Genomic DNA, 16,835 nt, shown 5'->3' on the forward strand with positions numbered 1-16,835 from the left:
ATATAATTAGCTTAAAATAAATATTATTTTAATGATTGTAAACTTTCAAGTACAGATTTAAGCATTTCCTTATATTTTTCTCCCTTTTCTCTTTCTTCATTAACTACGGCTTCTGGAGCTTTAGAAACAAATTTTTCATTAGATAATTTTTTTTCTACTCTATCTATCTCTTTTTCTAGTTTTTCTTTTTCTTTATTTAATCTTTCTAATTCTTTTTCTATATCAACTAATTCTAATAATGGTATAAATATTTCTGCTCCTCTTGTAACTACACATACTTCTTTATCTGATGAATTTTTATTTTCTAAGAAGCTAACTTCTGAAGCTGAAGCTAGTTTTTGGAAATAACCTTCTCCTTGTTTAAAAGATGTTTCTGCCTGATTTTCTGTTAGATATATCATTAATTTAGCTTTTCTAGAAGGTGGAACATTCATTTCTGTTCTAACATTTCTTATACATTTTATAGCTTCTATAATATATTCCATGTCTTTTTCTGATTTTCCATCATTTAAACTATCTTCATATTCTGGCCATTTTGATATAACTATTGATTCATATTCTGTATATAGGTGACTGTATATTTCTTCTGTTATAAATGGCATTATAGGATGTAATAATTGTAATGAAGTGGCTAATACCTTGTGAAGTACATTAAAAGCTATACCCTTTGATTCTTCATCTTCTCCATATAAAACTGGTTTTACAAGTTCTATATACCAATCACAGAATTCTCCCCATATAAAGTCATAAATCTTTTGTGAAGCAATTCCAAGCTCAAATTTTTCTATATTTTCTGTAACCTCTTTAACTACAGTATTTAATCTTGATAATATCCATTTATCAGCTATAGTATAATTTTTGTTATCTTTATATTTATCCATTAAGTCTTTGTCTAAATTCATAAGAACAAATCTAGATGCATTCCATATCTTATTAGCAAAATTTCTAGCAGCTTCTACTCTTTCAGGATAATATCTTATATCATTTCCTGGAGCATTTCCTGTTACTAATGCAAATCTTAATGCATCTGCACCATAGTCATCAATTACTTCTATTGGATCTACACCATTTCCTAAGGATTTAGACATTTTTCTTCCGTCTGAATCTCTAACTATACCGTGAATTAATACTGTATCAAATGGAATATCATCCATACAATAAAGTCCTGAGAATACCATTCTAGCCACCCAAAAGAATATAATATCATACCCTGTTACTAATGTATTATTTGGATAAAAATATTTTAAATCTGGTGTTTTATCTGGCCAGCCTAAAGTTGAGAAAGGCCATAGAGCTGAACTAAACCAAGTATCTAAAACATCATTATCTTGCTGTAGTTTTTCACTATTACATTTTGGACACTTTGTTGGTTCTTCAGTAGCTACTATAACTTCACCACAATCTTTACAATACCAAACAGGAATTCTATGTCCCCACCACAATTGTCTTGATATGCACCAATCCTGAATATTTTCCATCCAGTTAAAATAAGTTTTATCAAATCTTTCTGGTACAAATTTAACCTTCTTATTTTTTACCACTTCTATAGCTGGTTTTGCAAGTGGTTCCATTTTTACAAACCATTGTTTTGAAATTATAGGCTCTATTACTGTATTACATCTATCATGACAACTTACATTATGAGTATGATCTTTTATTTTTACTAAAAAACCTTCATTTCCTAAATCTTCTACTATAGCTTTTCTAGCTTCATATCTATCCATTTCATGATATCTAGTTTCTTCATAATTAATTCTTCCATCATCAAACATTACATTAATTTCTGGTAAGTTGTGTCTTTTGCCTACTTGATAATCATTAGGATCATGAGCTGGGGTTATTTTAACTGCTCCTGTACCAAATTCCATATCTACATAATCATCTGCCACTATAGGAATTTCTCTATTAACTAATGGTAGCATAAGAGTTTTTCCTACTAAATGAGCATATCTTTCATCATTTGGATTAACAGCTACTGCTGTATCTCCAAGCATTGTTTCCGGTCTTGTAGTAGCTATTTCTAAATATTCATCACTACCTACTACTGGATATTTTATGTGCCAGAAATGTCCTTCCTGTTCACTATATTCTATTTCTGCATCAGACAATGCAGTTTTACATTTTGGACACCAATTTGTTATTCTATTTCCTTGATAAATTAGCCCTTCATTATATAATTTTACAAAGAAATGTTTTACTGCTTTATCTAGTTTATCATCCATAGTAAATCTTTCTCTTGTAAAATCTAAAGAACAACCCAATTTTTTAACTTGGTTTCTTATTTTATTTCTATATTCATCTGTCCATTCCCATACTTTTTCAAGAAATGCTTCTCTTCCTATTTCTTTTTTTACTATGCCATCTTTTAATAATTCATTTTCAACTTTAACTTCTGTGGCAATACTAGCATGATCTTGTCCTGGTAACCATAAAGTACTATATCCTTGCATTCTCTTGATTCTTATTAATATATCTTGTAATGTATCATCTAGCGCATGGCCTAAATGAAGTTTTCCTGTTATATTTGGTGGAGGTAATACTATAGTATATGGTGTTTTATTTTCATCCACCTGTGGTGTAAAATAAGATTTTTCTTCCCAATTTTTATAAATTCTTTCTTCAAACTCTTTAGGATCATAAGTTTTTGCCATTTCTCTTGTTTCTGACATTTAAATTCCTCCTCTTATAGTTATATATGTTTATATCTTGCCATTATATATTCATCGGCATATCTACCATTTTTAATAGCACCATACTTTTTTTCTTAAGAAATAAAAAGAGGCCTTTCATCCATAAAAGGACGAAAAACCTCGCGTTACCACCTTTTTTCCTGCAAAATTACAGGCTCTTGTATATTTAACGAATAAGAAATCCGTCTTTACTTACTAAACTCAGTAAAGAAGCTCCAAAGCTACCTTCAAGATAAACTATGTATAAAAAACCTTTCAGCCGATGAGTTTTCCTCTCTTAATACTTTTTTACCTTTACTCCTCTTTTTCAAAGCTTTATTTTATATTTTAATTTTATTATTAGTCATTTTATTAATTATATAACTGTTATCAATATAATGTCAATAACATAATTTATAAATCTTTTGTTCTTTGTTACAATGTAATATAATATAATTGAAATACCACTGGATAAATCCAATTGATAATAAATAATAGCATAAGAATTCCTTTCTTTTATAAACACACTGTATATCATAAATTATATATTATAACTTTAGTTAGGCAATTTCAAAAGCTAAATTACCTATTGAGACGATATTATACTTATTATGATATATTATCCATATAATATGAAAACACTTGCCCAATTTTATATGATGAATTTTTAAAAACTCTAAGGGATTTTTAGCTCAGATAAAATATCTTTTAGTTCAATATTCTGTTTTGATTTTTCATATATAAAGCACACAAGTGCTTTTGCCGTCAGGCTGTTTAGATATTTCTGAGTTTCACCTATAGTCTTAAAATCTCCGTGGTTGGAACTAACTCTAAATAATTCTAAAAAATTATAGATTAAGAATACTATAAGAAAATATCGTTCTATAGACAAAATGCTACGCATTCTATATTTATCAAAAGCTAAATTGCTTTTTAAATATTTATATGAAGTTTCTATAGTCCATCTGTGAGAATAATATTTAATTATAGTTTCTGCATTTAATAAGATGTCGGTAGACAGCAAATATACTGGGTTCTTGAATCCATCATGGGTGACTTCATAGCAAATAAGTATTTTAGCATAAGGGAATTTAGAAACATTACCTTCATAGGTATATACTCTATAGTCCTTACCTTCAACTGTAACAAGGTCTAAGGTGTTAGGACTAAGGAATTTTTCAAATTTTGATAACTGCATTGAAATTCCTAATGGAGATATTTTTCTGTTAGATTTAATTGCTCCTATTAGGTGGTAGCCCTTTGCTAAAGATGCTTCTATTAAATTATTATTTGTATACCATGAATCCATAAGACAATACATTTTTTCACAATTAGATGGAGTTTTAAAAGAAGTTATAAAATTTTTTGCAATATCAATCTTAGATTTAAAATTTTTATTTAAATCTTTGCAAAATTCCTTTTTATAGTAAGGTTTATATTGTAAAGGAATAGATTTATCATTTACAACAAAATTTGAAGTAACCACACAATGTGACCAAATATTTTTGTCTTCTGTATGAGAGTAATTATAAGATAATCCTTGCATTTTCTTTGCTGATTTCTTGGGATTTACAGTATCATCTATAATCAAAAATCCTACGGATTTAGGTTTAATATTATGCTCAAGGAAAAAGTTTAAATAGCTAATTCTATTGTTGTTCAGAAGACTATGGTCCCATTTAGAATGGCTTAAAAATCTATAAATACAACTTTTATCTTTTGATGACAACACATTTTTAGCAATTTCAGATAAAGTTTTAGTGCCAGGTAAATTAATTAATCCATTGGCAATATTGGTTAAATGATTAAATTGAGGCTTAGACATTCCATAATTTACATCATTTAAGTAATTGTAAAGTTCATTATTAATGGATACAATATTAGTACTTGGCATACTTCTTACCTCCTGTGTTTGTATTTGTATGGTAACTTTTATATAACACAGTGAGAGAAAGTATGCCATATTTATTTTTTGGTAGTTTTACCAATTTAGATTTTTATTTTGCATAACTAAAGTTATAATTGTTTTGTCATTCCAATAATATGATTATAAAACTCTTCCCTTTTATATTTTTTATCAATATTCCCTATAATATTTCCATCTTTTAAAAATATTACTTTTTTGCAATAACTAGCAATTTCAGCATCATGAGTTACTATTATTATTGTCTTCTTCATATCTTTATTAATATTCATAAAACTATCTATTACAATCTGCGCAGATTTAGAATCTAAATTACCCGTTGGCTCATCTGCTAATATTAACTCTGGTTCATTAATCAACGCCCTACATATTGCTACTCGCTGTTTTTCTCCTCCAGATAATTCGTAAGCATTTTTATTTAACAAATCACTAATTTCAAAATGCTTAGCTAGCCCTTCCGTTGCACTTAACATTTTATTAGTTTCTTCTCCATCTAGAATCATTGGGAGCATAATATTTTCTTTCACAGTTAAACTATCCATCAGATAAAAATCTTGAAATACAAAGCCAATTTCTTTTCTTCTAATATCTGCAATTTCATCCTCACCAAACTCTCTTGTACTTTTCCCTTTGAAAATAATATCACCAGATGTAAGATTTTCAATAAAGCCAAGTAGTTTCATTAAGGTTGTTTTTCCACAGCCTGACTTACCCATAATTGCAATAAAATCTCCTTCTTCAACAAGTAAATCTAATCCTTTTATTACCTTTACCTTATTTTGTTCTTTTAGATTGTTCCCATTTATTTCATAATTTCGAACCAAATTTTTAGCTTCTATCACTACCATAATTTATTCCTCCTTATCTCCAAGCCAAATCATTATTCTCCCCATTATAAACGCTACAATTAAATTTATAAAAACATATACTCCTACAATCCATATTTCATATTTCCAAAATTCCTGTTGCTCTATTTTGGTAAAACAACGAACTTTGAAAGTAATAAAAATATATATAATACCGGCTACTATTGCTAATACCAACGGTATAATTATCATAACATTATTTTCAAAATTCAAAATTTTTTTATACAACCTTTTATTCATACCTAAATACTTTAATTTCTTCATTCTGGCTCGTGTGTCTAGTAATTCTGAAACCATCTTTACAATAAAAACATATAATATACTAATCAACAATAATATTATTACAAATATGTATTCCAAGAATTTCAACATATGGGACAATAATGTGTTGTTCTGCAAAACTTTTTTTTCATATACAGGTTGAATAATAGAGTCATATTTACTATATTTCATATGATCTTTTGCATAATCTGAAAATTGTATAGCTGCTTCCTTTTCTTTATCTTTAGTTATATTAAACAATGCCAATGTACTTGGACCATTACCAGTAGAATATACTGATTTAAAATATTCATCAGAAAAAACTACTATATTCTCCTGCATTCCTCCTGCAAGGTTCCCAATGATAATTCTACGTTCTTGTCCTATAACCTTATAATCGGAATTAAAAATTTTATTTCTATCTGCAAAAAAATATGGTTCTGGCATTCCAATCCTCATTCTAGGACTTCCAGTTAATACTGAAAAATCTAACAAATGTGCTTTTTCTGACTTATCCTGTTGGAATGAAATGTAAATTTCTTTATTCGTAAGTCCTAATTCTTTTCCCGTCAACTTATTGTAACTGTTCTCTGAAATCCCTATATTTTGCCCTTGAAAATTTATATCCATTCTATTTCCACTATTTGCTTCACTTGCACTAACCACTGTAATTCGTAGCATAGGAAGTATTATACTTTTCTGAGAAAATTTTTTCTGAAACTCTTGAAAAGTTTTTTCATCCTCTTTTTCTCCTATACAAACATAATCATAAGGAAACAATACTTCTCCCCTGTTAAGTGGAATAATTGCAGATATTCGTACAGAAAAATATGCAATTAATAAAAAATGAAGAATATATATCATACCAAAATTACGTGTTTGTGTCTTAAACCGGCTATAAAATTGTTGCAAAAACAGAAGTCTTTTGTAATATGCATTGTCCTTTTTTCTATAATTTTTTAAAATCCAAGCTCCTCCTGCACTAATAAAAATATAACAGCCAACCAAGAACATAATAATAAGATAAATAGACTCCGTCCACACAGGCTTAGAAAATAAATAACTAGAAAATAACATAAATATTATTCCTACAACACATTTGATTCTTAACCATCTACCTGGTATTTTCTCTTTTGATATAGATATTTGTTCTAAAGACCCCCATTGCATTTCAATATAAATTTCATAATTCACAATAGTTGATACTAAAAATAGTAAAATAACTGAAAAACATACTATGAAATATGTTTTTATACTGGGAAGCTCTATTGAAATAAAAGCTGGATATATAGAATGTAGCACAGTCTCAAATCCAACTGTCATGACACTACCCATAGATATTCCAATTAATAGCCCTATTACTAAGGTTCCTATGTACTCAATTGCAATAAAATAGTTTAACACCTTATTTGAAATTCCTAAAATAATCATTAAATTATAATCTTTGACTCTGCTTTTCACATACATCTTTAAAGAGAAAGCTAATATGAAAATAGATAGAATTCCAATCAAAATAATTGCATCCCACAATAAGATGGATAACTCATCTCCTACCACAGGGACTTGTCCCTTTTGCAAGTCAGAAAATATTATATAAACTGCAATAGTAGTAAACAAAAAGGCACTTGAAATAATTGCTGATGTAAGTAGCAATATAGAACTTCTTATATTACTTTTATAAATTTTCCATAGAATTTTTTTCAGATATGGATTCTTCCTGATATGCTTCATCTGATTCGTATCTTCCATTCGTTTTGCATGTTCTACTTCTCTTTCCTGTTGCTCTTCTATTTTTCGCTGTTTATCGTTTTGCTGAAAATCCTGAAATGAATCATACATCTTGGGCAACCAATGTGCAATGAAAATGAGAGGCATTCGAATCCACGGCCACACGGTAAATGCACTATCTACTCCCAATCCACATAATAGAAGAGAAAAAATTCCTATCACCGTAGTCAGCAAACTTAAGTATACAATGACCCTCTCATACCTGTCAGCATGATTTATTTTAAGCAATATCATATATATTAAATACTGCATTGGTGTAAGAAACAATAAAACTGCTGGAACTTGAATAGGTATTACGGGATCCACCGTTTTAATATTTCCTACAAACAATTGAAATATAGTATAACTTTCTCCCTTATTTACGAGAACAGGGAAGCAAGAAATTAGTATAATAGAAATGGTAATCAACATTTGCATCTTTTGTTTTTTCATAATCTTCCTCCATAAAATCACTTTTTGTTATAAATTACCTAACGATTAATAATTAAAATCTAATAAAATTTTAATACCACATTAATAGTCCTTAGAAATTTTATAAAGATACAATGTCAATACAAAGTATCAATACAAATAATCCATATAACAGTTTACTCTCTTGAGAAAAATAAGCTAAATTGTTTCTTATCATTTATGTATGAAAGTAACACTTATTCATAATAATCGTCAAATTATATTAATTATGCTTATAACAATAATAGTGTAATAATAGTTTTCGTCTACCAAAATCTATAACTATAAAACCTTCAAATAATAATATAGAACAAAATAAGATTTTAAATTTATGGAATTCCTAATATATTGTTTTAGTATCATGAGCCATTTAGTTTATTAATAAAAATTCTAGAAAGAATTATCTCTGTGCTTACTTTTAAAAAACAATAACTTTCATAAATTTCACTAAAAAATTTTGTTGTTATTTTGAAATAAAATTTTATTATCTAATTAGTTTATTCAAGAATACTAAAAACTTTGATCTCCCCTAACTATAATTAAGGAAAAACTTACTTCTTACAATATATTAATAAAATATTAATGTATACTATCACCATAAAAATTCCATCTCTTGGCGATGATATACTAAATGATATTATTTAATTATTCAATAAAATATTTAATATAAAGTTCTAATATATTTTTACTCCTTTAATAATGCAAATTAATTAATATATATTTACATTCTATTATAACTTTGTATGTATACAATACCATCTCCATAGCTTATAACCTTGAAAAGTAGTTATAGCTATTTATTATTATCTAGCTTAAATCACACATTATTGATTTATCTAAATATATTTATTTTTTAAATCACATTATAAACGAGTTTGTTAACCTTTTAAATGTTAATTTCTCATATTTCTATGTAACACACAACATTAATAGTATTGGATTATTGCTTAATTCACTCTTTCATAATTACTTAACACAAGGAAGCTTAATTTATTAAATTAACCCCACACAATAATTTGGGTGGGGTTAATTATTATAAGTTTTATGATGATGGTTCAATTAATGACGCTGCTACCCATGCAGGAGCTGCATTAGATGCATTAGTAAAAATATTAATACCACATCCACACGTGCAACCGCAAAATCCTCTAGTATATATTGCATTTACTTTATGATATTGTCTTTTCCCTAATTCTTTTTTCATATTTATCGCCTCCCTATATAAATATTATTTATAACATATATATCCTTATTAGATATATGCTACACTGGTTTAATAAAATTATACTTTAACTCTGATACATAACATTTATTTACCAACACATTTTAATATATTTTCATACGTATTAAATTTTCCCTTATTAATATAATCATGTGAAATAGATATACCCATTTCTTTTTCAATATCAAAAAGAATCAGCACTAGATCTCGAGGTTTTACTCCAATTTCTTCTCCTAATAAACAAATATTCTTCAAATGTATATTTTCTTCAAAATCAATACCTGTTCTTCGCATAAAAATTCTATTTAGAATACTACTTTTCACGACTATACCTCCATATCATATTACTTGTATCTCTCTATATGTAGAAAGTTTCTTAATAATATTATCTACTAGTCTTGATATTTCTTTATTTTCATTTAGCGCGTATATATTATCGTTTTTTAAGTAATCAACTTTTTCAAAAACTAGTTGATTACTTAATGTCAAAAATTGAATCTTTCTTTTTATTTCTGTATCTTCTACCTCTATCATTCTATTGCATATATTGTAATAATCTATATCTTTACCTAATCTAACACTCGCTTCTTTGCCTATTCTTAGTAATGTTTCATAGTCATATTCTCCATACATAACACTTAATATAACACAATCTGGCAATACCGCTTGAGAAATTTCAAATCCTAACACCCCCATATCACCTGTAAATATTCTACTTAATGGTAAAATATTTTGTGGAATACCTAGAATTATTAAATCCGGGTTTTCTAACATTTCAATTTCCTTTACAAAATAATTAAACTTTAGTATTTTTTCAGTCTCTGTAAATGTTTTATCAAACATAAAATCAGGAATAGAATACATTCTAAATAAGTTACCTATTTTTCTAGATGTGATATTGGATACTCTATAACCTCTCTCAGTAAATTCTCTACCAACTGCAAGCTGAATATCAAATTTATCTGTGTACTCTGTAATGCCTGATACAAAAATAATTGGAACATCTATGTCATATAATTGTTGTGACATAACATAACTACAGTCATAATAATTGTCTTTAAACAAAGAATAATTTGGAACGTTAACTTTAATAACATCTTCTTCTTTATTGATAAACTTCCTTGTATATATTATATTTTTTCTTAAGTTATTCACCTCTTCTATCTTAGGCAATATAAATTTATTAAAATCAATATCATTTTTAGAATCCACAAACCATACTGTTTCACACTCAGCTAGTTTTTCTGAAAAATTATCACTTATTCTTAGGGACTTATTATCATTATTTATCTCCCTTCCTGTTAAGCCCCAGCCTCTAGGACTCACTAAAGAAACAATATTTAAGCCGGTAATTAATTCTTCATATTTTACGATTGGAAGGCTTTCCATATCATATGGATAAAGCATTACTTTATTCAAAATTAATAATCCTCCTTTCTATGGTCCCTAATTCAAAATCATATCCTAGTTCCTTTAAAGTACAATAATCTTTAAATTGTTCCTCAATAGCCTTTCTAATTCTATTACATTTCTTTTTCAAAATCATATTTGATTTCTCTAAACACTCTCCCATTTGCATTACACATAATTCACAATATTCATACGCCCAGCAAGAATGGCATATTTTATTGTTGAAATTTTCAATATTAAGGATTTTTCTCCCTGATTCTATATTTAGTCCATGTTCCACATCACCTATACACGTAAAACTAGCTGATTCACTTACTTTTTCACAAGGAAAGAATTTTCCTTCTATGTTTAAGAATAATCTCTGAACACCCGGAATGCAGGGTCCACCATGATGCCATCTTTCTGGTAATTCTATTCTTGTTGATCCATGTTTTCCAACTCTAGCTCTTAAAGCACTGCTAAACTGTTTTTTGGCTATAATAGAAACATCATTTTCATCCAATTTGCCTAATTTTGCTAGCATAACTTTAAACTGTTCGTATCTATTTTCTTCCACAAATCTTCTTGTAATATTAATTTTTCCTTTATAATAAACATCACTAACAATTGAAGTATTGAATGTAGACTCATTAAATAATTCTTCCCCAGAAAAAAAATTACTTATTTCGTCGAAACCATTTTGGGTAGTAAAAACAATATTAAAATAAATATTATTTTTAAAAAACAAAGGATATTGTTCTCTTATTAATTTTAAATTAGACATTATTATCTCAAAAGATCCTTTATCACTATTTTTAAATTTACGACTTATATCATGTATATATTTAGGTCCATCTAAACTTACAGTAATCATGAATTCATTTTCTACTAAAAATTTAACAATTTCTCCTGTTAAGAGAGTTCCATTTGTAGTGATGACAAATATAGCTTCTTTTCCTTCTGTGCTCTCTTTAATATATCTAACACATTTTTCTATTAACTTAAATTCTAATAAGGGTTCCCCACCATAGAATCCAAAAATAAGTTTATCACTTTCATTAGAATGCGTAATTAAATAATTAATTCCTTTCTTAGCTAATTTAAAATCCATGTGTTTATTAGAATGTGTTCGTGTATTATAATCGCCTGAATAAACACAATATCGACATCTAAGATTGCAGTTCTGAGTAATCTGAATAGTGAGAAAATTAAGCTTATAATCATAATAATACTTTAAAAATTTTGTTGCTGGATGTTCTGTATGCTTAATTTTTTTAGATTTTAAAAAACCATTTTTTCTTAAATAATCTATATGATCTATTGCTTTTTCTTTATCCCATTTTGGCTGCTTTTTATTTTTGATGTAGTTATAAACATAATCTGGGATCTTTAAAATCTTATCAGTGTTAACATCATATAAATATTTACTTTGAGATGTGGAAAACAAGTGAATAAAAGGATTATTATTCATATACTTCCCCTTTCTAAACTATATTCTATTTTATATTTTTACATATTTGATCATAAGTTCCTTGACATTTTAATTTTCCTTTTTTTAACACAAACACAATATCCATATGTTTCAAGAATTCTTCTTGATGTGTTACAAAGATAACTGTTTTATCTTTTAATTCATTATTTAAAATTTTTTTCAGCTTATTTTCTGAATATACATCTATATTAGAAGTCACTTCATCAAAAATAACAATCTCACGGTTTTGAATAATTGCTCTTGCTAACGCCACTTTTTGTTTTTGTCCACCAGAAAGTCTAGCACCATTTTCACCTACTATATAATTCAGTGATTCTTCATTATAATATTCATCTAAACCACAACTTTTAATAGCTTCTAGCAATAATTTGTCATCAATATTTTTATCTAAGCAAATATTTTCTCTTAAAGTAGAATTAAATAAGTATACTTCTTGATTAACAAGGGTAATTTTTCTTCTATATGACACTAAGTCAAAAAGTTCTATATTTATTCCATTAAATATAATTTTGCCATCATCTAAATTGTAAAATCTCAACAAAATATTTAGTATAGTTGACTTTCCTGAACCATTGCATCCCCAAAAAGCAACTTTCTTTCCATGGGGAATACATAAATTTATACCATCTAGAACTTTAATTCCATCAGAATAACTAAATTCTATATCTTTAAATATAATATCTCCAGAATCTAAACATACTTCTCCTCCATACTCTTCTTCCGGTAAATTTATTAACTCCAAAAATCTTTTTGTAGATGGCAAAATGCCCGAAAGTATAGTTTTTATATTTAATAAATTAGATATTGGACTAATTACATACAAACTGTATGTTGAAAAAGAAAATACATCCCCTACTGTTATTTTGTTATTAAGTACTTTTATTGCTCCTAATATATAAATTAATGTAATTAGACTATGAGTCAATATTGAATCAATTTCTGTATTTAAGGTACTTATCCAATCTAACCTCATTATATCCTCTGTTACGTTCATTTGCCATTCCTCAAACTCCCTCTTTTTTGATTTTCCAATACCAAAAATACGTACTTCTTTCATTCCTGCTATTATATTTGCAAACCATTTTATATACTCATTTAAGCGCTCAATATAAATCACCGTATTTCTCTGTGTTTCCTTACTAAAGTGTTTTACAATTACATATTTTATTGGAATAAAGATTAACACAACTATAGCTAATTGAAAATTAATAATACACAATCCCAAGACACCGCCTATTACACTTAATATTTGTGTTATTGAAAAAAAAGCAGCATTATCAGTAATCTTACATATATTATTTATATCTATATCAATATTATTTAAAATTTCTGAATAATTCATATCATTAAGATATTTTATCTTTAATCTCATCAAATGCATAAATGAGTTTTCTCTAAGTTGATACCTTATTTGGGAAGCTATCTTAATTCTTTCTTTTTCCTTTAATAAATCTAATAAAATATTTGTAATATATAAAATGAATATTGAAAATATTGTTAGAAACAAAATATTTTTGTTTTTTCCTATAAAACCTTTATCCATTAGCACCTTAGTCAGCATAGGTATTAATAAATTAATACCTGAAGTAATAACAAGAAAAAACATAATGCCAATTATTTTTTTTCTATAAGGCTTAAGTATTTTTAGTAACTCTTTTATTAAATAATTATTATCCATCAAAATTCCTCAACTATATCATGAAATTTCATATTTGTAAGATTTCTAAAACAAACTTAATACTTTCCATGTATAAAATACTAATAAAAATTCTCTATAATAAGATACAAGTTCTGTTAAGTTATATAAAGATTGATTTCTCTACGCCTATTTAAATATTATAATTTCCCTAGAAGATTATTACCTACCAGCTAGGTGAGATAAGCCAATATGAAAGGATAGTAGAATTTATTTTCCTAAGTACCACAGTAATAATCTTCACAAATTTGGTAAATCTAAAAATGGGAATCAAAATATCAGTGTACAAAGTATAGAAGGTAAATCAGACTTACATGCCAAAACGTTCTCTTATTGTTTATCCTCATTATGCTTTATGTATCAAAGATTGCATCTATACTTCCTTAAATTATATTTTGAAGGTATAATGTTATTTTAATTGCTTTAAACCTTCATTTCTTTAATAAAAACTTTACAAGATGAATATCTTAATATTTTTTAGAATATTTAACATAAATGTATTTCATGTTATTATGCCAAATTAAACTGAAAAGCTTAACCCATACTTTAAATTAAAAGTTCAAATGTTATTATAAATATCATCTTTAATTACCAAATATATGATATGATTGTCACTATCACTAAACTTTATCTTAATCAATTTTATTATTTATTATCATTACTTATTTACTCTATTTTTTCACATCTTCATCTTTTTTACAATAATGATTACATAAACTACGATTTTTTTCATATAAAATACAATTTTTTTATCATAAATACAATGATTTAATATTTTTATTTGATCTTTGAAAATCATTATACCTATCATAAATATCTATATTGAATTAATTTATTACACTAGTTAGATTAACTAATATTATTTACCAATATTTATATTTTTAGAAAAAATTAATAATAAAACTACTTTCTTAATCAGCTAAGGTCTTAATAAAATAGACTTAATTGAAACAGTAAATATTCAGCTATTAAATCACTTAAATACATCAAATTGTCATCACTTCTATTAATGAAAATTCAAATTAAAATATTTTATCAAGACATTTATTTTTGCTGAAAACATTCTTCCAAATATTACACAAGATTTCTTTTAAATATCTTTGCTCTTTTTTGAGCCAATGGCACACATATGTTATTTTCTAAAATAATTTCAAAACCTTTGATATATTTAATTTTTTTTAGATTTACAATAAATCCCTTATGCGAAAAATCAAAACCACAATCTTTTAGCTTTGCATAAATTTCTTTCATACTATACCGAATGATATATTCCTTTCTATTATCACAAACAATTTTTAGTTCATGTTTAATGCTTTCAATATATAATATTTTATCCAAGTTAAATCGCCTAATACCCATTCTAGTTTTTAGACTAATTTTTTCACTAATATTGTTGTGCATATTAAGTTCGTTTAAAATCAAAAATAAATTATTTCTCTTTACAGGTTTTATGATATAAGCAAAAGCATGAACTTGAAAAGCATATGGATAATAATATGAGCAATTTGCAATGTAAATTATTTCAATTTTAAAACTTTTCTTCCTGATTCGTCTCCCCATTTCAATACCATAACAATATTTCATATCAATGTCTAATAAAATCAAATTATATTTTTCACAGTCCTCCAAAAGTTTATCTGGTGAATCAAAACATAAAATTCTATTTTCTATTATTTTTTTTCTATAAAACTCTTCCACATGTTTTTTAATAATATCAATACACTTTTTATCGTCATGGTATATTGCAATATTATACATTATTTTTTATCACCTCTCTATTTGAATTCTTTTATGAGCCAAATGAAAGTTATACGTGTGGTAAACAAAAATTGAAACTTTATAGTTTTACCATATCATCATTTTTGCATCTTCTCAAGTGATTTGACGAAATATTTAGAAAATTACAATACTTTCATAATAACACAATTTATAATATCCTCATATTATAAATTGATATAAAATTTATTTCGGAGGATTGTATGAAAAATAAAAAAATCACTGTAATTTCTCTAATTACAATTTTAATTTTCTCATTAACCATATTAGCTGGATGCAATAATAAAAAACAAGAAAATAATAGCCTTACAAAGGTAAAATTAAATGAAGTAGTTCGTTCTGTTTTTTATGCTCCTATGTATGTAGCTATAAATGAAGGCATGTTTAAAGAAGAAGGATTGGACATAGAACTATCTACAGGTCAAGGCGCAGATAAGACTATGCAACAAGTTTTAAGTAAAAGTGCAGATATAGGTTTCTGCGGTCCAGAGCAAGTAATTTATATTTATAATCAAAAAAGAGAAGATTACCCTGTATTATTTGCTCAATTGACTCAATCTGATGGTTCCTTTTTAGTTGGTAAAAACAAAGAAGAAAACTTTAAATGGGAATCTTTAAAAGGGAAAAAAATAATAGGTGGTAGACCTGGTGGCATGCCTGAAATGTCTCTAGAATATGTACTAAAAAATCATGGAATAAATCCCAAATCAGATGTAGAACTTATCACAAATATAGATTTTACTGCCACTGCTGGTGCTTTCAAATCTGGAACTTCTGATTATGCAGCATTATTCGAACCTACTGCTAGTATGCTTGAAAAAGAGAATTCTGCCCATATAGTGGCATCTATAGGTGAATCTGCTGGTAATATACCTTATACTTGCTATTTTAGTACAAAATCTTATATGGAAAAAAATCCTAAAACAATTCAAAAATTCACAAATGCTATATATAAAGCACAAAAATGGATAGATAAACATACTGAAGAAGAAGTAGCAAAATCAATAATTTCTTTCTTCCCTGGAGCCAATGAAGACATAATTGTAAATGTTATTAAGAACTATAAAAAAATAAATGCCTTTGCCACTACCCCTACTTTGAAGGAAGATAATTTAAATAAATTGATGGATATAATTCAAAGTTACGACAAAGAATTAATTCCTGAAAGACCAAGTTTCAATAAAATAGTTAATACCAAATTTAGTGAAAAATCTGTAGAAACTATAAAATAATCTTAAGATTGAAATAAACTTTTCCCTTAAAATTTATACAATGAAAAATCTATGTATTTAAATTAGCTTT

The 16,835-nt window shown here is 26.7% G+C and carries 11 protein-coding genes, 1 pseudogene and 1 other annotated feature; of the genes and pseudogenes, 1 reads left to right on the forward strand and 11 read right to left on the reverse strand.

The window, feature by feature from the left end; all coding sequences use genetic code 11:
* Positions 1-23 precede the first annotated feature (23 nt).
* From NGI68_RS08110 to NGI68_RS08155, 11 genes and pseudogenes are all read right to left on the reverse strand, one after another.
* Entirely contained in the window at positions 24-2,669 is a 2,646-nt protein-coding gene (locus tag NGI68_RS08110; protein ID WP_251860971.1) for a valine--tRNA ligase, read from the reverse strand.
* Between the two features lie 20 nt (positions 2,670-2,689).
* Positions 2,690-2,761 (reverse strand): annotated as a pseudogene (locus tag NGI68_RS17075) (GNAT family N-acetyltransferase); the annotation flags it as partial.
* Positions 2,762-2,793: 32 nt separating this feature from the next.
* Positions 2,794-3,010: a binding site (T-box leader), on the reverse strand.
* Positions 3,011-3,345: 335 nt separating this feature from the next.
* A complete protein-coding gene (locus NGI68_RS08115; protein WP_251860972.1) occupies positions 3,346-4,563 on the reverse strand; it encodes an IS701 family transposase in 1,218 nt (405 codons plus the stop codon).
* A 122-nt stretch (positions 4,564-4,685) separates the two neighbouring features.
* Entirely contained in the window at positions 4,686-5,441 is a 756-nt protein-coding gene (locus tag NGI68_RS08120) for an ABC transporter ATP-binding protein (protein ID WP_251860973.1), read from the reverse strand.
* A gap of 3 nt (positions 5,442-5,444) precedes the next feature.
* Positions 5,445-7,940 carry an ABC transporter permease family protein gene (locus tag NGI68_RS08125; RefSeq protein WP_251860974.1) on the reverse strand — a complete coding sequence of 832 codons (2,496 nt, stop codon included), beginning with the start codon at positions 7,938-7,940 and terminating at the stop codon, positions 5,445-5,447.
* 1,060 nt (positions 7,941-9,000) lie between these two features.
* Positions 9,001-9,162: a hypothetical protein gene (locus NGI68_RS08130; RefSeq protein ID WP_251860975.1), complete on the reverse strand. Its 162-nt coding sequence runs from the start codon at positions 9,160-9,162 to the stop codon at positions 9,001-9,003.
* A gap of 105 nt (positions 9,163-9,267) precedes the next feature.
* Positions 9,268-9,504: a peptide maturation system acyl carrier-related protein gene (locus NGI68_RS08135; RefSeq protein WP_251860976.1), complete on the reverse strand. Its 237-nt coding sequence runs from the start codon at positions 9,502-9,504 to the stop codon at positions 9,268-9,270.
* A 15-nt stretch (positions 9,505-9,519) separates the two neighbouring features.
* Positions 9,520-10,599 carry a TIGR04066 family peptide maturation system protein gene (locus NGI68_RS08140; RefSeq protein ID WP_251860977.1) on the reverse strand — a complete coding sequence of 360 codons (1,080 nt, stop codon included), beginning with the start codon at positions 10,597-10,599 and terminating at the stop codon, positions 9,520-9,522.
* Positions 10,592-12,040, reverse strand: a complete 1,449-nt coding sequence (gene ccpM, locus NGI68_RS08145; protein WP_251860978.1) for a Cys-rich peptide radical SAM maturase CcpM — start codon at positions 12,038-12,040, stop codon at positions 10,592-10,594. The genes NGI68_RS08140 and ccpM overlap by 8 nt, the downstream gene beginning before the upstream one ends.
* Before the next feature lie 25 nt (positions 12,041-12,065).
* On the reverse strand, positions 12,066-13,739 hold the full coding sequence (locus NGI68_RS08150) for an ABC transporter ATP-binding protein (protein ID WP_251860979.1): 1,674 nt from the start codon (positions 13,737-13,739) through the stop codon (positions 12,066-12,068).
* A 1,092-nt stretch (positions 13,740-14,831) separates the two neighbouring features.
* Positions 14,832-15,515 carry a LytR/AlgR family response regulator transcription factor gene (locus tag NGI68_RS08155; protein WP_251860980.1) on the reverse strand — a complete coding sequence of 228 codons (684 nt, stop codon included), beginning with the start codon at positions 15,513-15,515 and terminating at the stop codon, positions 14,832-14,834.
* 221 nt (positions 15,516-15,736) lie between these two features.
* Here NGI68_RS08155 and NGI68_RS08160 point away from each other — a divergent pair, with 221 nt between their 5' ends.
* The gene (locus tag NGI68_RS08160; protein ID WP_251860981.1) at positions 15,737-16,765 is read left to right on the forward strand and encodes an ABC transporter substrate-binding protein; all 1,029 of its coding nucleotides are present in this window, start codon (positions 15,737-15,739) and stop codon (positions 16,763-16,765) included.
* Positions 16,766-16,835 lie beyond the last annotated feature (70 nt).

The organism is Clostridium sp. Marseille-Q2269, from assembly GCF_943736985.1.
GTDB lineage: Bacteria > Bacillota > Clostridia > Clostridiales > Clostridiaceae > Clostridium_F.